Here is a 17,304-nt window from a genome sequence, read left to right as displayed (position 1 = left end):
CGCCGCACTCAGCGCTCTCGCGGTCGCCGCTAACGCCACACTCGGCGTTCTGTCGCCGCTGACGCCTCGCTCAGCGCCCCGACCTCAGCGCCCTGCACTCAGCGCCCAGCGCTTTGCGTTCCCGCGATCACCGCCTGTCCGACTTCTCCCTCCTCCCCCCCGCTCCCGGAGACCCCCTTGACCACCGCTCCCGATGCCGGGGCGCCGCCCCGGATCGCCGTGTTCCCCCCTTCCCCCACCTCCGCCCCCGCGCCCCGGGCCGAGGCATTGCCGCCGGTCCGGCGGGCGCCGCTGGCGATCGCAGGCGCCATCGGCATCGCGCTCGCCGCGTACGTCTTCGCGGAGCACGGGGCCAAGCCCGGCACCCTGCTCCTGCTCGGCATCGGACTCGGGGTCGCCCTGTTCCACTCCCGGTTCGGCTTCACCTCGGCCTGGCGGCAGCTGGTGGCCGTCGGAAACGGCACCGGGTTGCGTGCCCACACCCTGCTGCTCGGCACCACCGCGACGCTCTTCGCCCTGATCATCGGCACTGGCAGCGGCCTGTTCGGTTCAGTGCCCGCACCCAGCGCCGGACCGATAGGCGTGGCGCTGCTCATCGGCGCCTTCCTCTTCGCCATCGGCATGCAACTCGGCGGCGCCTGCGCCTCCGGAACCCTCTTCGCCGTCGGTTCCGGCCAGGGCACCATCGTGCTCACCCTCCTCGGCTTCATCACCGGCTCCACCCTCGCCGCCTGGCAGTTCGGCCTCTGGAACGATCTGCCTGCGCTCGATCCGTACGTGCTGTCCGACCACGTCGGCTGGTTCGGCTCCTGGGCGGTGACGATCGCCGCGCTCGCCGCGATCTGGTTCATCGCCCGCGCCGTGCAGGCCCGCCGCAATCCCCCGCCGGTCGGCACCCCGCCATCAGCGCGCGGCGCCCTCCGCCGTGCGGTCAGGGGTTCCTGGCCGCTGGCCGCCGGAGCCCTGGCGCTGGCGGTGCTCGGCGCCGGCGTTCTGCTCGTCTCGGGTGGCGCCTGGGGCGTCACCAGCGCGTTCGCCCTGTGGGGCTCGAAGGTCGTGGGCGCACTCGGTGGCACGCCGGAGAGCTGGGCATTCTGGCAACAACCCGCCAGCGCGGCCCAGCTGTCGGGGCCAGTCCTTGCCGACAAGACCAGCCTCACCGACATCGGCATCATGGTCGGCGCGGCCGTCGCGGCAGCGGCCGGTGGCGTGTGGCAACTGCACCGCAACATCCCTGCACGCACGGCACTCGCAGCCGTCATCGGCGGCACCCTGATGGGCGTCGGCGCCCGCCTCGCCGGCGGCTGCAACATCGGCGCCTACCTGGCCGGCATCGCCTCGGGCTCCCTCCACGGCTGGATCTGGGCAGCGGTGGCCATCCTCGGTACCTGGGCCGGCCTACGCCTGCGCCCGCTGTTCGGCCTGGGCAACCCGAAGCCGACAGACAGCGTCTGCTGACCCCCACCGCCTGCTCCGTCATGGCCGGTGAACAACACGGCAGAACCGCTTCCCGACCAAGCAACTGACCGGTGTGGGTGAGACGTCCAGCACCTCACCCACGCCGCCACGGAACGCCAGGTTCAGCCCGAGCCGGTCAAGCCGGGCCTCGTCCGGCAGGCCCGCCCACGACCGTGAGCAGGTCCACGACGAAGATCAGCGTCGAGCCAGCCGGAATCAACGCAGAGGGTGACTGCTTGCCGTAACCGAGCCGCGGGGGAACGATGATCTCCCGCCGACCGCCGACCTGCATTCCCCTCACCCCCCTGTCCAAGCCCTTGATGGCCTTGCCACCGCCCACGGCGAACTTGAACGGCTGCTCCCGCTCCCAGGAGGAGTCGAACTCTGCTCCGGACGCGAACGTAACCCCTACGTAGTGAACCTGGACGACCCTGCCCGGCAGCGCCTCGGGCCCGTCCCCAACCACAAGATCCCGGACGGTCAACTCAACAGGCGCATCACCCTCCGGAACCTCAACCCCGGGCTTCACCAGTTCGCTCATCACGGTCCCCTCACTCACCACCGGAATCCCCACACGGCGGCCCGGCCGGACACATGGACCTCCCATGCAGCAGCCGATCACGCTACCGCCAACGCCTGCCCCAGCGTCACCTTCCACACAGCGAGGGACAGAACCACTTCGGCCTTCGGCTGCTCGGTGCAACGCAAAACGGCCCGCACTCCTGGCGATTTCATGCCGAGGGTGCGGGCCCGTCGTGGTCAGCTTTGCGAACTGATACGGCCGCGCAGGGCATGCACGCCGGTGATGGCTGCAGCCATCCAGAAGCAGGCGCCAGACACCGCGATCTGAGCCGGTGCGTGAAGGAGCAGAGCCAGCACACACACAACAGCAAAGACGATGACGCCGCAGGTTATCGACGTGGCGTCACGCCAGGCGGGTGTCGTAGGTCTGCCTACAAAGAACAGGACCCCGATGGACAGGAGCACCAACAGGGCTCCGCTGTAGATGAGCCACGAGCTGCTCAAAGTCATTCTCCGATCGCGTTGTTGTTGTTACTACTTGCAGTGCCCACCGGAGTATTGGCCCGGGATGAATATCCCAGCCGCGAACTTGACCTTGATGCACTTCTTGGCGTTCTTCGCCTTGAGCGCCGTCGTGGTGATGACCGCGGCGTGTGCGCCCCAGTAGATGTTCAGACCCGGCGGGAGGAACCCCGAGACCACACCGGACAGAGCGCCATTGTTGGCGATCGCGTTGGTCTCCTTCTTGTTGAAGTACGCAGTGCCCGTCACGATGCCCCACGTCATCTTGGGGTCGGCGACCACCGGGAATGCGGTCTCCTCGTCGGTCGCAATGGTCTGGATGAGATCGGTGCCGTCCAGCTTGTAACTGGTGGGAACGCTCTTGCCGTTCGCGTCCTTGGCCCACGGCGCGTCGATCGTGGCAACCGGGACGTGGATGCCCTCGCCTGCCTCGCGAGTGATCTCGAAGCCGCCCTGTCCGTCTTCGGTGATACTCGCGTCCTGCGGGATGTCGAGCTGGAAGCGGTGGGTCTCGGCGGCCTTGCCGTCCTTGAGCGTGACCAAGGTGCGGGCTCCACCGTCCTTGGTCGGCTGCACGGCGATGTCCGTCGCGGCTGCGGCGTCGGGGTAAATCACGGTGCCCGATCCAGCCTTGACTCCGACAACGTCCTTGGCACCCGGCAGGGTGAGGCCGAAGGAAGAGCCGTTGTCGTCCGCGGCGTGGAGGGCGCCGTTCGCCTTCTCCGGTGCAATGACCGTGAGGGCAGCCCCACCCGTAGCGGTAACTGCCTTGGCCGGCGTGCCCGGAGCCGCCGTTGACGCAGCGATGTCGGCCGTCCCCGTGGCAGATTCCACGACAGCGGCAGCCTGGGCCGCGCTGCCTGCAGGCGCGGTGGCGGTGGCGGCGTTGGCCGGAATCGCGGAGGCGAAGAGCGCTGCCCCGACAGTGGCGGATACAGCAGCAAGGGAGAGCTTGCTGAACTGGCGACGGTGTGTGCTGTTCTGCACGCGCCGTACTCCTTTGAACGTGCTTTTCAGGCATAGCTCGCAACCCAGCCCTGTGAGGGCGATGGGCGCTTGCCGGGCCTTGTGGTCAAGATCAACTCCATCACACACAGAAGGGACATGCTGTGGCGAGAGTCATAAATCCGCTCCGAATCTTCCCCAGATCCAAGGATTTTCACACACATAACCTTTTAATCTCAGGCTCAAGATAGAAGCAACCTGCGATGCTCCAGATCCGTCAGCGGTTGCAAGCTTCCACTCCGGCGGCTCCGCTCTCCGAGCAGGCGGCACGCCCGGTCCAGAATCCGCAGCGGCAACCAGGGTGTCGACCGAGGTCGACGCCCGCTTCTTCGCCATCGTCACCGACCTGGTCGAAACGCCAACGGAACTCGTCGATTAACACGGCGACATCGCCTGTCAGTCACGCACCACCTTGTGGGGCACAACCACCTGGAACCGTGACGCCTCCGCCTACACACCGCTGCGCTTCCCCGGCCAGTACGCCGATCACCAGACCGGCCTGCATTACAACTTTTTCCGCCACTACGACCCCGACACTGCCCGCTTCACCAGCCCCGCCCCACTCGGCCTTGACCCTGCCCCCGACCCGTCAACTACCCGCACAACCCCCACACCTGGAGCGACCCGCTCGAACTCGTCCCGAAGGCATGTCTCGAGATGGACGCCTACCTGTGGGACGGCAGCGTCAGATTTGGCAAACTGGACGACCTCGGCCGCCCCACCGGCGCCTGGGCGGCACTCCGCAGGGACAACATGAAAGGCGGCAGCGGAGCATCGTCCTCCATCTGGCCGCCCGGTTGGCGTGGGGAATGGCGCCGCTTCAACGAGGCACGTGGCCACCTGCTGGCCAGAAAGCGCGGCGGGCCGGGGTCGGGCGAGAACGGCCACCGGAACTTGGTCACCTCGACACAGAACCCAGTGAACACCCCAGTAATGCGTGGAATCGAGAAAGATGCGCCCGTCCGTCACCGCGCCAGATCCCGCCGGTCAAGCCTACGACCGACTCGAATTGTCCGGTCTTCAGCCATTCACGGCGGGGCATCGAGAACACCTCGAGCCGACGGCCAGGTGACCAGGTGCTGATCTGCAAGCAACGTTAGTGACTGCTCCGGCCGCCGGTTGCGCCTCCATTGGGCCTCGTTGCGCGCTGCCCACGACACAAGGTCCCGGCCACGTAACTCCCCTCAGTACCTGCCGGCGCCGGCAGGTACTCATGGTGCCGAACTGACACGGTGCTGATGAGCACTGACGCGGGCTTCTACGCCAGCACGCCGCTGGGTCCACGTGGGTCACCCGACCCGTGCCTCCCTCCCATCGGCGCGCCTACCGTGCCGGTCCGGAGGCCCCATGCTCACACCGCCCCAGGAAGAAGAAGCCCTCAGCCGGACGGTTCGGACGGACCCGCCGGGCTGCCTTCCGCATTCAGGCACGCCACCCGCCGGACGCCGGCGACCTGGCGGTAGGACGTGTCGAGGAGTTCAGCCACCTCCTGCCAGTCCACGTCCTGGGGGCCGTGGTGCCGCCGGCGGCGAGGTCGATGCCGATCCAGCCGGACGGGGCGAGATAGGCGGGTTCGAAGAAGCGCTTGTCCTCGGCGAGGGCCGCACGGTCGGCGTCGTCCGGCAGGACGATCAGAGCCCGGTCGTAGCGGATGCGGTCATCAGCAGAGCCCTTGGTCGAACCGCCGTACCAGGCAAAGTATTTGCCGGCCCGGAAGCCCGGTCGGCCATGCGCGATCTGCTCCTCCGCATCCGGGAACGCCAGTGCCACCCGGCGCAGCCGCACCAGGTACGGGTCGTCGTCCTCGAACATCACGGGATGTGCCATAGCACCAGAGCCAATCTGGACGCTTTCACAACGTTCTCCAAAGTAGATCACGCCACGTCTCGCGAGTGCGGCATCGGAAAGAGGTTAGGGCGCGCCTCCGGCAACTCCCACTCCTGCCAGCCCCGTCGTACGCCGACCGCTTGAATCCGGCCGCGGCCAGGACATCGATGACGCGCCGAGGGAGAGGGGAACATCTGTCCAGCTGCCAGCCGGAAGGCCCCAGGCTCACGGGGCTAGACGGTAGGTCGCTCGCCGGTCGAGGTAGAGCTGCTGCTGACACAACTGCTCCACCACATCGCGGCTGCCGGACCGGTAGGAGTCGAGGTAGCCGCGGTCACGACGCCATGGTCTGAGGGATGAGGGCCGGTTCTGCTTCCAGAATCGGGCCACGGCGGGGTTGTCCAGCGTGCGACAGACCATCTGCAGGGTGTACGCCTCCGCGGGTGCCCTCTACAACCAGGCCGTGAACGACTACACGCCGGACAAGCCCTCCCAGAACCAGGGCATGGGCGACGCGGGGCTCTGGCGCCACGCCACGGCCGCGGCCACCGGCCAGTTCCACACCTCCTCGCAGAAGACGCAGGACGGCGACCGGATCGTGAAATGGTCCGACGGGGAAATGACGCTCTACCCCGGCGACCAGTCGCAGGGCTTCTACAACGGCTGTGCCCAGGGCCAGCCCTGTGAGACGCGCCTCGCCAAGCCGAACAAGATGTAGGCCGACTACGCCGAGGTCATCACGGCCGGCGACTACACCGGCTCCAACGCGTACGACCTGATGGTCAAGTGGATCGACGGCGAGGTCACGATCTACAAGGACATCGACGAGCACACTCAACTGCCCACCACCACCTCCGAGCACCCGGCAAACGAGATCACTGTCGCCAAGGCCGGCTCGACGTGGAAGTACGCGAAGGGCATCGCGACAGGCAAGTACGGCGGCAATAAGTGGGCCGACGACCTGGTCGTCCGCTGGGTCGACGGGGAAGTCACCAAATACACCAACGTCGACGGCGGCGGCTTCCACGCCGAGCAGCAACTCCTGGCCCCCAACGCCCTGTGGAAAGAGCACGCCTCGGTCATCGCGGGCGGAGACTTCGACGGGTCCGCCAACTCCGACTTCGACCTCTTCGTGCGCTGGTCGGACGGTGAACTCACCATCTACGAAGATATCGGCGCACACGGCGTCGGTAAGGAGAACCAGCTCAAGGGCCCAAACGGCACGTGGAAGCACGCACGGGTGATCGCTCCGGGCGAGTTCGGCGGGAACCTCTGGGAGGACGACGTCTTCGTGCGCTGGTCCGACGGCGAGGTGTCCGTGTACGGCAACACCCAGGCCGACGCGCTGGGCCGCGAGTACCAGCTCGTTCCTCCCGGATAGGGTCATTTCATGCGCATACGTCATACCCTCCCTCTGTCCGCTGCGCTCCTGGCCGTCCTGATGTCTGGCTGCGCGGATGAACAGGGCGGGAGGGGACCCAAGGAGAGTGCCGCCGCATCGACGCAGCCGTCGAAGCCGTCGAAGCCGTCGGCGTCTTCCGGAGGCACGGGCAGGCCGTGGGAGCCGGACGACGCCTTGCGGCGTGCCGAGCAGGCACTAAAGGCCGCCGCTGACGACGGTACGGAGGCGGAGCTCGTCGATTCCGGCACCGCGTACCTGGGGTCGGGCCTGAAGAAGTCCTTCCGCGCGAGCGGCGACAAACCGTACCGACTCGAGATCACGTGTGACACGGACGGGGCCGAGGAGCTCACTCTGACCCTGTCTCGGGGTGCGGACGAGCAGGCCTACGGGGTGGGATGTGGGGACCGCGAGGCGGACCACTTCAACCTCCCGGCGGGCAAGCCGTTCACGGCGCACGTCGAAGCCGACCAGAACGGCACGGGACTCATCGCATGGCGCCTGACCACGATCGCCCCCGGCGATGTGGACGGATGCGACGACGACGTCGACGGGTGCGAGGACTGACCCCCTTCATTGCACTGTCTCCCGCGAACGGGGCGCCCGCAGGGCACACAGGCTCACGCGGTCGCCCCGCACACGAGAGACCATCACCATCGAGTTCGACCGATCTGGCGGCACACGGTCAGCATGGAGGCCCCACGCCGCTTCAAAACTGCTGCACCACTGCTGACCTCCGGCGACCCGCCAGCCCGAAATGATCAAAGCCGTGGTTGCACGAATATGCCGGAGGTCATGGTGAAACGCACTCCACTGCGTCGCCACACAGAAGCGGTCACCTTCTCGGCATAACGCCCCTGGTTGTCCGGGCAGTTCCACCAGACCCTTCGCCATTCGTGAGTCTGTCAGTGCGATGCGGTATGCATAAGCGTGACAGCGATTCTTGGCCTTGGTCACGGACATCAGCGGGTGCAAAGGGTGGGGTGGCAAGTGACTGATCAACGGGTGTTCGTCCTGGGTGAAGGCCTGCAGACGCTGGAGCCGACCGGGTTTGAGACCGAGGCGGAATTCCAGCAGCTGCTCGCCCGGCATCCTCGCGTCCTGGACTTCGGTTCGCTGGCTGACGGGCAGCCGCTGCGGCTGGTGCTGGTGGCGAGAGAGATGGGAGTCCCCACGAGCGCGGAGACCGGCCGGGCCTTCTCCCTGGACCATCTGTTCGTGGACGCCGATGGCGTGCCGACGCTGGTGGAGGTCAAGCGGGCCAGCGATACCCGAATACGTCGGGAAGTCGTGGGCCAGATGCTCGACTACGCCGCGAACGGAGCCCGCTATTGGCCGGCCGCGCTGCTGCAGCGCTCATTCGAGGAGACCTGCACGCTGGATGGCAGGTCCTTGGATGAGGCGTATGGAGAACTGCTGGGCGAGCAGTCCCCGGAGGAGTTCTGGACGACGGTCGAGGAGCGGCTCGCGGCCGGGCAGATGCGGCTGCTCTTCGTGGCCGACCGCATCCCTCTCGAGCTGAGGGCGATCGTCGAGTTCCTCAACCGGCAGATGCGACACACCGATGTGTACGCGGTAGAGCTGACCCAGTACCGGGGTGGCGGAGACCTGCGCGTGCTGGTCCCGCGTATCCACGGAGAGGCCGCCACCGTGGCGAAGTCTCCCACCGGCCGGCGCGGCACCCAGCACACCACCCGGGCCGACATGGACGCGGCGATACGCGGTCGCCTCGCCCCGGACCTACAGCGGTCGGCGACTGCGCTGCTGGACCACGCAGCAACCCACGGACGGCTCGAAGGCGGTACGGCCCAATACCCGAGCATGTCCGTCTACTATCCGGCCGGAGGCCGGCATGTGCCGGTCTGGACGCTGTCGCTGTACGACAGCACCAAGGTCGAGCTCGCCTTCAGCTTCGGCTCCATCACCCACCACTTGGGCGTCGACGGCACGGCCGCCTTCGCGGCCGCTCTGCCGGCCATCGGGGATCTCAAGGCCAAGCTCGAGGTTCAGCGCGAGAAGGGATACAAGGGGTGGCCGTCCGTCTCCCTCGCCGAACTCGCAGCACAACCGAGAGCGCTCGAGGAACTCCTGGCCGCGGTGCAGCAGCTCATGGGCAGCCAGAGCTCCACACGCTGACCAGCCGCGCATCGTCGTGTCGCGAATAGCCGACGTTCGCCAATTCACCCCAAGGACGGGATTCGAAAACGGTGTCCACCACTCGCCGTTCCGGCACGTCGCGCTGAGGCGTGGCACCTGCTAGATCTTCCCAACGGCGCTCTTCCGCCAGCCACCTGTCGGCCTGCTCCCACGGAACGTGCAACTGTGAGCGCGGCACCCACGCCTCGTGGCCCTCGTCCTCGTCCGCGGTAAAGCGGACCTTGACGCGCGGCGGACGTTTCACACCGAGACGAAGCACTTCCACCTTGGCAACCGGGGCATGCGCCCGCGCACGGTGTGCCCAGAACTCTCCTGCCTCCATCAACACCCCTCACGCGTACCCCTTTGCGCGACATGGGGCGTCGGCGCGGAGAATCGAACTCGATCGGAGAGGTCCACTAGCCTGCCCACTGCCGCGGTCGCGCCCGATTCAGCAACGAACGCAGACGTGAGTGAATGCAGCGCATCAGCCCTCCCACGTCTTGGGTAGACGTGTTGCTGATCAGGGGCACGTCCACGAGCATCGCTGGGAACGATCCCGTGTAGCCACTGGCGGCTGTTCGTCCCGAAGGCTTCCAAGGTCCCGGGCGATCTCTCCGTGGGCCGCAGCGCACCGTGCGCTTCCAGAGCGGGGAAAATCGGCATACAGGTTGAAGGAGGTCTACATACCGCATCATCCTTGGCGCCATGAGTCTCGTCTCCGCCTCCTTGGACGTGCCCGTCACGGGCGACTACGCGCGCGAGTGGGCACTGGTCGACGTGGAGACCTCCGGGCTCGTAGCCCGGAGGGACCGGGTTCTGTCCCTCGCGGTGGTAACGATCGGCGCGGACGGCGAGCAGACCGGGGAGTTCTCCACGCTGTTCAACCCGGGATGCGACCCGGGGCCGGTGGAAGTGCACGGACTGACCGCTGAGCGCTTGCAGGGTGCGCCGACCTTCGATCAGGTCGCCGTGCGGATCGGGGCAATGCTCCAGGGCCGGGTCCTGGTCGCCCACAACGCTCAGTTCGACTACGAGTTCCTGGCCTATGAGTTCGCCCGCGCGCGGCTGTGGCTGCCGGTGTCCCAGCGGCTCTGCACCCTGACCCTGAATCGTCAGGTGGATCCGCCGACAGACGACATGAAGCTGGGTACTCTGGCCGCCCACTACGGCATATCGCAGCAGCAGGCACACGACGCGCTGGACGACACCCGGGTGCTGGCCGGGATCTTGCGAGCGTCGCTGCGGGAGGCGGCGCGGCTTGCTCTCCCGTTGCCGTTGGTGAGCTGCCCTCCCCGAGCGGAGTCCCAGTTCACGCCGAAGCCGCCCAAGACTCCTTGCGGGTACCGCAATCCGGGACGGCTTCCTCCCGGTGGCCCATTGCTGCAGGGGATGAAGATCGCGATAACCGGTGAAACCACCCACGCACGAGCGGAGCTGATCGGCCGGGGCGTGGCCGCCGGGCTGAACATGATGACTTCTGTCAGTCGGCACACCAGTGCACTGGTCACCAACGAGCCGAAGTCCCAGTCATCGAAGGCCCGGCGTGCGGCCGTCGAAGGCGTGCCAGTCATCGACGAAGACACCTTCCTGCGGTTGCTGGCCGACGTACAGACCGGGGCGACTCATGAGGCACCCGGCGCAGTAATGGCCGTCCCAGCAGCTAACGCTGAAGCGGCACAGGCCCGGACTATGGAACCGGTGTCCACCGAGATCCCCGCCCCATCCGGCCCGGGAGCCGCCTACCCCACGGCCGCCCTCGGCAAATCCGTCCCCGCCACGCGCCGACGAGAACCCTCCGGCGAGACTCTGGACCTACCACTGGCAGGACACCGGGTGCTGGTGCTTGGCGGTATCCATGCCGATGCTGTGGCAGCTCGCACCCGTGTCGTCGAACTCGGTGGGTCGGCAGCAATCAACCTGTCCGCCAGCGTCACCGACATCGTGCTCCTCCCGGGCGGGGAGGCCGACCGGCGCATGAGCCGCATCACCGCCGTTGAACTACCAGTACGCGATCCGCACTGGCTCAACTTTCCGGCCACCGCCGACCAGGACGTGGTGACTGTTCGGCTGCAAGAGCCGCAGGTGATGCCGCGGGGAGGCGTTATCAACCTGCCCGAACCACACAGCACATCCGCGCCCGAGTGGCACATTACAGCCAGTTGGGCTCCGCAGGCCGACTGCGAGATCGACGTCGTCGCCTTCATCCTCGACGAGGACGAACAGGTCACCTTCGACGAGGACTTCATCTTCTACGGCGCCCCGGAAAGCCCCGCTGGCAACGTCCGGCTCCTGACCGGCGGTCCCGCTGAACAGTCCATCGCCCTCGACCTCGCGTCCCTGCCTCCCGCGAGCCGCAAGGTGGTCGTCGCTGCCGCCATCGACGGCACCGCCACCTTCGGCACCGTCGGCGCGATCCAGATCGGTGCCGCCCCCGGCAGCAGTGGAGCACCGCTCGCCCGGGCCACCTTGGACGCAGCCACCACAGAACGCACCATGCTGCTCGCAGAGATCTATCGCAGAGGTCCACTCTGGCGTCTGCGCGCCGTCGGCCAGGGCTACGATCACAGCCTCGATGCCCTCGCACAGGGGTACGGCGTCGACATCGCCGACTGAACCCGCAATATCGGCCGGGCGGCGGCTCTCCGTTGACCATGAAACGGCCACTCGCGAGGCATCGGATAGCACTAGCAGGAAGCAGCGAAGGAGACAGCGGGGGCCGGTGTGCCTGAAACTCGGCTACCTCCCGTCAAGCAATCCCTGCATGCAGCCTGCAGCGGAAAGCAACATCACCGTACGAACGGTGCTTCCACTCGAGTCCCCAACCGCATCACACGCCAGCCATCTCGGTTGCAGAGAACCTCGGATACCAGCGGCAGGCCCCATGTCTCCTGTCCCGCGACGTACAGCCACAGGCATGCCCAGCGCGACACCGCAACCACTCGGAGCATCCGCGTACCCGCGCCCTACAGACGCGAGCGTCCACTTGCACCGCGGCAAAAGGACCCACAGGAGCAGTCACCCCCAGCCAACGCCCCGTCGACCTGCACCACATCCCGCTACCGCGTTCACCCCGTCGAACCCCGGTTGACGTCGCTCCCAGGGCCCCCGTCCCCAGGGAGCAATTCTGGGAGCGGCCCCCCGCTCCCAGAATTCCTTCCAAAACGAAGTAGGGGCCACCCGAAGATGGCCCCTACCTGCGACGTTTCCGTCGGGACGACAGGATTTGAACCTGCGACCCCTTGACCCCCAGTCAAGTGCGCTACCAAGCTGCGCCACGTCCCGGTGCGCGTGTCTCGCGGTGTTCTGCGTGATCGCGCAGACAGAACTTTACCCCACGTTCGGGGGTGGTCCGCTCCCCCCGGCGGACGTCTGGCGAGGGACAATCGCCGTATGAGTACCGCACCTCGATCCGACGACCGTGGCCGTGACCGTGACGACGAAGGGCGGGCCCGCAACGCGCGGCCGCGTGATGGGCTCGGGCGACCCTTGCCGTATGGCACCGAAGGCGTGGAGCGGCAGCCCGAAGGGGTGACGCGCACGCCCGAGGAGACAGTCATGCAGGCGCAGGCGTTGCTCGACGCGGGGCGGCCCTTTCACGCGCACGAGGTCTTCGAGGACGCCTGGAAGTCGGGGCCCGATGACGAGCGTGACCTGTGGAAAGGGCTCGCGCAGTTGGCCGTTGGGCTGACCCACTCGGCCCGCGGCAACCTCACGGGCGGGGCGCGGCTGCTGCTGAGGGGAGCGGGCGCGATCGATGCCGGGAGGGAGAGTGAGCGGCCGTACGGGATCGATGTGGACGGACTTGTGTTGTGGGCTCGGCAGTTGGCGGAGTTTCTGGAGGCGGACGGGTCTACGGTGGACGCCGCCGAGCACGCGCCGCGGTTGCGCGGGGCCGACGGCAAGTGATGGTGCTGGGGTGTCGGCGAGTGACACCCAGGGCTGCAGTCGCGAGTGACGCCGCGGGCTGCAGTCAAGTGACATCGCCGTGCCGACAGTGCATGACACGGCGGGTCGGATACGAGTGGCGCTGTGGGGGCAGCAGGGGGGCGACACCGCCGGTGCAGGCGGCGAAGGACACCGCGGGTTGTATGTGAGCGGCACCGCGAAGTCGGTGGCGGGCCTGACCCGGCCCGGCTCGCCCTGACCCCATACGGCAGACTCTCGGCGTGCGAAAGATTCATGTCATCGGTATCGGCGCTGGCGACCCCGACCAGTTGACCCTGCAGGCCGTCAAGGCTCTGAAGAGCACCGACGTGTTCTTCATCCTCGACAAGGGCGGGGAGAAGGACGACCTCGTCCAGCTGCGGCGCGACCTCCTTGACGCGCACCGCGCCGACGGTGCCTACCGCGTGGTCGAGGCGCGGGACCCGGCGCGCGACCGGAAGGCGGGCGGTGCGGACTACTCCCCCGCCGTCGGGGACTGGCGCAGCCGCCGGGCCGACATCTACGCGCGGATGATCGCCGATGAGCTCGGTGCGGACGAGTGCGGCGCGTTCCTGGTGTGGGGGGACCCCGCTCTGTACGACAGCACGCTCGGGATTCTGGAGGAGGTACTCGGCCGGGGCGACTTGACCTTCTCGTACGACGTCGTGCCGGGCATCAGCAGCGTCTCCTCGCTCGCCGCCCGGCACCGCACCGGTCTGAACCGGGTGGCGCGCCCCGTTCAGATCACCACCGGGCGCCGCCTCGCCGACGGCGGCTTTCCCGAGGGTGTCGACGACGTCGTGGTGATGCTCGACGCCCACCAGGCGTTCCGGCGCTATCAGGGTGGGGAGGACGGGGCGGGCGGCGACATGTACATCTACTGGGGCGCCTACATCGGGACCGCCGACGAGATCCTCGTCTCCGGGCCGCTCGACGAGGCCGCCCCGCGCATCGAGGTCCTCCGGGCCGAGGCGCGCGAGCGCAAGGGCTGGATCATGGACACCTACCTGCTGCGCCGCAACCTGGACTGAGGGGACTCGCGCGAGCCCCGCGTCACCGGACCGGACCGGCCCCGCATGCACACGCCCGTGGCCGGTGTGAGGGTGACGGTGTGACGACCACCGCCGAGCCCGCCGCCGAGGCCCCCGCGCAAGGGCCGCCCGTACTCGACAAGCGCCGCCGCAACATCGTCTTCGTGACGATCATGCTGGGGATGCTGCTCGCCGCGCTCGACCAAACCATCGTGGGCACCGCGCTGCCCACGATCGTGGCGGATCTGGGCGGCGCCGAGCACATGTCGTGGGTCGTGACGTCGTATCTGCTCGCCGAGACCGTGGCCACCGTGCTCGTCGGAAAGTTCGGCGATCTTTTCGGGCGGAAGATCGTCTTTCAGGTCTCGGCCGTCGTCTTCATCACCGGCTCGTTCCTGTGCGGCCTGTCGACCAACATGACGCTGCTCATCGCCTGGCGTGCGCTGCAGGGCATCGGAGCGGGCGGGCTCATGGTGACCTCGATGGCGCTGATCGCCGACGTCATCCCGCTGCGTGAGCGCGGCAAGTATCAGGGGGCGATCGGGGCCGTCTTCGGCGTTGCCACCGTCATCGGGCCGCTCCTCGGAGGGCTCTTCACCGATCATCTGACCTGGCGCTGGGCCTTCTACGTCAACGTGCCCATCGCGATCGTCGTGGTGATCGCCGCGGCCCGCACGATTCCCGTCGTGAAGTCGGCGGTGCGGCCCGTCATCGACTATCTCGGCATCGCGTTCGTCGCGATCGGCGCCAGCGCGCTGATTCTGGCGACGAGTTGGGGCGGCAATCAGTACGCGTGGGGATCGGGCACCATCATCGCGCTGTTCGTGGGCGGCGCGGTCGCGCTGGCGCTGTTCTGCGTGGTCGAGACGCGGGCCGCCGAACCGATGCTGCCGATGCGGCTCTTCGCCAATCCCGTCTTCACGGTCTGCTCGATCCTCAGCTTCATCGTCGGCTTCGCCATGCTCGGCGCGATGACCTTCCTGCCGACGTATCTGCAGTACGTGGACGGGGATTCGGCCACCATCTCGGGTGTGCGGACGTTGCCCATGGTGATCGGGCTGCTCATCGCGTCGATCTTCAGCGGCAACGTGGTGAGCAAGACCGGCAAGTACCGGATCTTTCCCATCGTGGGTGCCCTGGTGATGGCGCTCGGCCTGTATCTGCTCTCGCTGATGGACAACGAGACGAGCACCTGGCTCGAATCGCTGTACATGTTCGTCCTGGGCGCCGGCATCGGGCTCTGCATGCAGGTCCTGACGATCGCCGTGCAGAACACCGTCGTCTACTCGGATCTGGGTACGGCGACCTCCGGGGTCACCTTCTTCCGTACGCTCGGCAGTTCCTTCGGCACCGCCGTGTTCGGCACCATCTACGCCAACACGCTGAAGCCGAACCTGGAGGACGGGGTCGCGGCGGCGGCGAAGGCCGGGTCGGCCGATCCCGCCGTGCTGGCCAAGGCCGCGCAGAGTCCGGCGGGGTTGCACGGCCTGCCCCCGGAGGCGGCGGCGCCCATCATCAAGGCGTACGCCGATACGTTGCACACCGTGTTCCTGTGGACGGTGCCCGTGGCGCTGCTCGGGTTCCTGGTTGCCCTCTTCCTCAAGCAGGTGCAGCTGCGGGACAGCGCGCGGATGAGTTCGTCGGACATGGGCGAGGGTTTCGCGTCGCCGACCTCGGGCGGCAGCCGGGACCGGGTGCTCGAACTGGCGGTGGGCAACATCATCCGCAACACCGGTATGGACACCGCTCGTCGTGTCATCCGCGAGTCCGACACGCGGCTCGACATCGCCGGTGCGTGGGCCGTTATGCAGGTCGCGCTGTTCGACCGGATGGTCGGTCACGCGAGTCTGAGCCTGATCGCCGCACGGCGTCAGCTGCCGGCCGAGGTCCTGGTGCCGGTCTTCGACCGCATGGTCGAGGAAGGCTTCCTCACCCGCACCGGCATGCTCTTCTCGCACACGCCCGCAGGGGAACGTGAGGCCGACGTGATCGGCAAGGCGTGGGCCGGGTGGCTGGGCGAGCAGGTGGAGAGGGACAGCGGCCGCCCCGCCGACCAGGACCTCGTCAAGGCGGTCGACGCGATCGCGAAACGTCTGCTGGTGGAGGACCTGGAACACGGCCTCGCCCCCGAGGCGAGAAAGCCGGTTCCGATCTCGACGGGGAGGGCCTAGCTGGGGGCCGGGGGGGGAGGGCTGGAGCTGGGGCTGGGGGGGAGGGCTGGAGCTGGGGCTGGGGCTGGGGTCGAGGTCGGGGGTGGGGCGGAGGTCGAGGTCGAGGTCGGGGTGGGGCTGAAATCGGGGCTGGGGTCGGGGCTGGGGCGGTGGTCGCGGTCAGAGCTGGGGGCGAGGTCAGGGTCGGGCTGGGGCGGAGGTCGGGGCTGGGATCAGGGTCGGGGGCGGGGCTGGGGCCGGGGCCGAGGCCGGGACCCGGGCCAGGACCGGGGCCAGGACCGGGGCCAGAGTCAAAGCCGCGGCCGACGTCAGGGCCGGAAACGGAGCCCAGGTTCGAGGTCGAGGTCAGGGCTGGCTGCCGCGGCCGAAGTCGAGGTCAGAGCCGGGCCCGAGGTCAGAGCCGGGGCTGGTGTCGATGCCGGGGTCGGGGTCGAGGTCCAAGTGGGTCAGGACGCTCTCCTCGTCCTGTAGTACCGTCGCGCCCTCCGGTGGTGGCGGGCGCCGGATGATTACCACGGGTACCGAAAGGGCGCGGGCGGCGGTGAGTTTGGCCGCCGTGGCCGCGCCGCCGCTGTCCTTGGTCACCAGGACGTCGATGCGGTGCTCGCGCAGCAGCGCGGTCTCGCCCTCGACCGTGTAAGGGCCGCGGTCCAGGAGCACCTCGGTGTGGCGGGGCAGCGGTGGGTCGGGCGGGTCCACGGAGCGTACGAGGAAGTGGAGTTCCGCCAGGTCCGGGAGCGCGGGTGAGGGCGCGAAGGCTGCGAGGCCGAGGCGGCCCGTGGTCAGGAAGACGCGGCGGCCTAGCGCGGGCAGCAGCGCCGCCGCGTCGGCGAGCGAGGCGGCGTCGTGCCAGCGGTCCCCCGGCTCCGGCCGCCAGCCCGGCCTGCGCAGCATGACGGACGGGACGCCGGTGGCCGCCGCGGCCAGGACCGCGTGCTCGCTGATGGTGGCGGCGAAGGGATGGGTGGCGTCCACGACGGCGTCCACATCCTGCTCCCGCAGCCAGGCGGCCAGGCCGTCCACACCGCCGAACCCTCCGCTGCGTACCTCTCCTTCGAGCGCGGCCGGACGGGCGACGCGCCCCGCGAGCGAGGTGGTCACACGGACGCCGGGGCGAGCGGCGAGGTCGGCGGCGAGCCGGCGGGCTTCGGTGGTTCCGCCGAGGACGAGCACATGCATCCCCCGAGGCTACGCGGCAGCGCGCGGCGCCTCTCGGGCGGTCCAGCGCGCACCCCGCGGCGCGACTCGGGCAGTTCAACGCACCCCGCAGCACGACCCGGGCAGTTCAACGCACCCCGCAGCACGA

16 protein-coding genes, 1 tRNA gene and 1 pseudogene are annotated in these 17,304 nt (G+C 68.2%); 11 read left to right on the top strand and 7 right to left on the bottom strand.

Annotation, left to right across the window (positions count from 1 at the left end; all coding sequences use genetic code 11):
- Window positions 1–177: 177 nt before the first annotated feature.
- Window positions 178–1,458: a YeeE/YedE family protein gene (locus tag ACWD02_RS21915; RefSeq protein ID WP_451213234.1), complete on the top strand. Its 1,281-nt coding sequence runs from the start codon at window positions 178–180 to the stop codon at window positions 1,456–1,458.
- Between the two features lie 136 nt (window positions 1,459–1,594).
- Here the strand turns inward: ACWD02_RS21915 and ACWD02_RS21910 are convergent, their stop codons facing one another.
- Together ACWD02_RS21910 and ACWD02_RS21905 are read right to left on the bottom strand one after the other, a co-directional pair.
- On the bottom strand, window positions 1,595–1,999 hold the full coding sequence (locus ACWD02_RS21910; protein ID WP_451213231.1) for an FKBP-type peptidyl-prolyl cis-trans isomerase: 405 nt from the start codon (window positions 1,997–1,999) through the stop codon (window positions 1,595–1,597).
- Window positions 2,000–2,514: 515 nt separating this feature from the next.
- On the bottom strand, window positions 2,515–3,489 hold the full coding sequence (locus ACWD02_RS21905) for a hypothetical protein (protein ID WP_451213229.1): 975 nt from the start codon (window positions 3,487–3,489) through the stop codon (window positions 2,515–2,517).
- 328 nt (window positions 3,490–3,817) lie between these two features.
- Between ACWD02_RS21905 and ACWD02_RS21900 the strand changes: the two are divergent.
- Together ACWD02_RS21900 and ACWD02_RS21895 are read left to right on the top strand one after the other, a co-directional pair.
- Window positions 3,818–4,149, top strand: a pseudogene (locus tag ACWD02_RS21900) (RHS repeat-associated core domain-containing protein); the annotation flags it as partial.
- Between the two features lie 15 nt (window positions 4,150–4,164).
- Window positions 4,165–4,590, top strand: a complete 426-nt coding sequence (locus tag ACWD02_RS21895) for a DNA/RNA non-specific endonuclease (RefSeq protein ID WP_451213392.1) — start codon at window positions 4,165–4,167, stop codon at window positions 4,588–4,590.
- Between the two features lie 339 nt (window positions 4,591–4,929).
- On the opposite strand, the gene ACWD02_RS21890 is transcribed toward ACWD02_RS21895, so the two are convergent.
- On the bottom strand, window positions 4,930–5,334 hold the full coding sequence (locus ACWD02_RS21890; protein ID WP_451213226.1) for a hypothetical protein: 405 nt from the start codon (window positions 5,332–5,334) through the stop codon (window positions 4,930–4,932).
- 225 nt (window positions 5,335–5,559) lie between these two features.
- Window positions 5,560–5,754: a hypothetical protein gene (locus ACWD02_RS21885; RefSeq protein ID WP_451213224.1), complete on the bottom strand. Its 195-nt coding sequence runs from the start codon at window positions 5,752–5,754 to the stop codon at window positions 5,560–5,562.
- Between the two features lie 7 nt (window positions 5,755–5,761).
- On the opposite strand from ACWD02_RS21885, the gene ACWD02_RS21880 reads away from it, so the two are divergent.
- The 4 genes from ACWD02_RS21880 (at window position 5,762) to ACWD02_RS21865 (ending at window position 8,869) form a co-directional block, all read left to right on the top strand.
- Window positions 5,762–6,052 carry a hypothetical protein gene (locus ACWD02_RS21880; protein ID WP_451213221.1) on the top strand — a complete coding sequence of 97 codons (291 nt, stop codon included), beginning with the start codon at window positions 5,762–5,764 and terminating at the stop codon, window positions 6,050–6,052.
- A 60-nt stretch (window positions 6,053–6,112) separates the two neighbouring features.
- The gene (locus ACWD02_RS21875; RefSeq protein WP_451213219.1) at window positions 6,113–6,715 is read left to right on the top strand and encodes a hypothetical protein; all 603 of its coding nucleotides are present in this window, start codon (window positions 6,113–6,115) and stop codon (window positions 6,713–6,715) included.
- 9 nt (window positions 6,716–6,724) lie between these two features.
- Window positions 6,725–7,300 (top strand): hypothetical protein, encoded by a 576-nt coding sequence (locus tag ACWD02_RS21870; protein ID WP_451213216.1) that lies wholly within the window; start codon window positions 6,725–6,727, stop codon window positions 7,298–7,300.
- Window positions 7,301–7,723: 423 nt separating this feature from the next.
- Window positions 7,724–8,869: a hypothetical protein gene (locus ACWD02_RS21865; RefSeq protein ID WP_451213213.1), complete on the top strand. Its 1,146-nt coding sequence runs from the start codon at window positions 7,724–7,726 to the stop codon at window positions 8,867–8,869.
- On the opposite strand, the gene ACWD02_RS21860 is transcribed toward ACWD02_RS21865, so the two are convergent.
- On the bottom strand, window positions 8,841–9,212 hold the full coding sequence (locus ACWD02_RS21860) for a hypothetical protein (protein ID WP_451213210.1): 372 nt from the start codon (window positions 9,210–9,212) through the stop codon (window positions 8,841–8,843). The two genes, ACWD02_RS21865 and ACWD02_RS21860, sit on opposite strands and share 29 nt — an antisense overlap.
- Before the next feature lie 365 nt (window positions 9,213–9,577).
- Between ACWD02_RS21860 and ACWD02_RS21855 the strand changes: the two genes are divergently transcribed.
- A complete protein-coding gene (locus tag ACWD02_RS21855; protein WP_451213207.1) occupies window positions 9,578–11,485 on the top strand; it encodes a TerD family protein in 1,908 nt (635 codons plus the stop codon).
- A 595-nt stretch (window positions 11,486–12,080) separates the two neighbouring features.
- Here ACWD02_RS21855 and ACWD02_RS21850 read toward each other — a convergent pair.
- A tRNA-Pro gene (locus tag ACWD02_RS21850) sits at window positions 12,081–12,154 on the bottom strand.
- A 108-nt stretch (window positions 12,155–12,262) separates the two neighbouring features.
- On the opposite strand from ACWD02_RS21850, the gene ACWD02_RS21845 reads away from it, so the two are divergent.
- The 3 genes from ACWD02_RS21845 (at window position 12,263) to ACWD02_RS21835 (ending at window position 15,998) form a co-directional block, all read left to right on the top strand.
- Window positions 12,263–12,778, top strand: a complete 516-nt coding sequence (locus ACWD02_RS21845; RefSeq protein ID WP_451213205.1) for a DUF309 domain-containing protein — start codon at window positions 12,263–12,265, stop codon at window positions 12,776–12,778.
- 260 nt (window positions 12,779–13,038) lie between these two features.
- Window positions 13,039–13,827, top strand: a complete 789-nt coding sequence (cobF, locus tag ACWD02_RS21840) for a precorrin-6A synthase (deacetylating) (protein ID WP_451213202.1) — start codon at window positions 13,039–13,041, stop codon at window positions 13,825–13,827.
- An 80-nt stretch (window positions 13,828–13,907) separates the two neighbouring features.
- On the top strand, window positions 13,908–15,998 hold the full coding sequence (locus ACWD02_RS21835) for an MDR family MFS transporter (protein WP_451213200.1): 2,091 nt from the start codon (window positions 13,908–13,910) through the stop codon (window positions 15,996–15,998).
- A 345-nt stretch (window positions 15,999–16,343) separates the two neighbouring features.
- Here the strand turns inward: ACWD02_RS21835 and ACWD02_RS21830 are convergent, their stop codons facing one another.
- Entirely contained in the window at window positions 16,344–17,177 is an 834-nt protein-coding gene (locus ACWD02_RS21830; protein ID WP_451213197.1) for a cobalt-precorrin-6A reductase, read from the bottom strand.
- Between the last annotated feature and the right edge of the window lie 127 nt (window positions 17,178–17,304).

This window comes from Streptomyces sp. NPDC002853 (assembly GCF_053591915.1).
The sequence above is the reverse complement of the archived record's forward strand: the minus strand, read 5'-3'. Positions and strand labels throughout refer to the sequence as shown.

What these genes read in the sequence shown, in the direction of transcription:
- ACWD02_RS21845 (WP_451213205.1), top strand. Translation starts at nt 12,263, where the DNA reads ATGAGTACCGCACCTCGATCCGACGACCGTGGCCGTGACCGTGACGAC.
- ACWD02_RS21860 (WP_451213210.1), bottom strand. Translation starts at nt 9,212, where the DNA reads ATGGAGGCAGGAGAGTTCTGGGCACACCGTGCGCGGGCGCATGCCCCG.
- ACWD02_RS21910 (WP_451213231.1), bottom strand. Translation starts at nt 1,999, where the DNA reads ATGAGCGAACTGGTGAAGCCCGGGGTTGAGGTTCCGGAGGGTGATGCG.
- ACWD02_RS21885 (WP_451213224.1), bottom strand. Translation starts at nt 5,754, where the DNA reads ATGGTCTGTCGCACGCTGGACAACCCCGCCGTGGCCCGATTCTGGAAG.
- ACWD02_RS21890 (WP_451213226.1), bottom strand. Translation starts at nt 5,334, where the DNA reads ATGGCACATCCCGTGATGTTCGAGGACGACGACCCGTACCTGGTGCGG.
- ACWD02_RS21875 (WP_451213219.1), top strand. Translation starts at nt 6,113, where the DNA reads ATGGTCAAGTGGATCGACGGCGAGGTCACGATCTACAAGGACATCGAC.
- ACWD02_RS21895 (WP_451213392.1), top strand. Translation starts at nt 4,165, where the DNA reads ATGGACGCCTACCTGTGGGACGGCAGCGTCAGATTTGGCAAACTGGAC.
- ACWD02_RS21855 (WP_451213207.1), top strand. Translation starts at nt 9,578, where the DNA reads ATGAGTCTCGTCTCCGCCTCCTTGGACGTGCCCGTCACGGGCGACTAC.
- ACWD02_RS21830 (WP_451213197.1), bottom strand. Translation starts at nt 17,177, where the DNA reads ATGCATGTGCTCGTCCTCGGCGGAACCACCGAAGCCCGCCGGCTCGCC.
- ACWD02_RS21870 (WP_451213216.1), top strand. Translation starts at nt 6,725, where the DNA reads ATGCGCATACGTCATACCCTCCCTCTGTCCGCTGCGCTCCTGGCCGTC.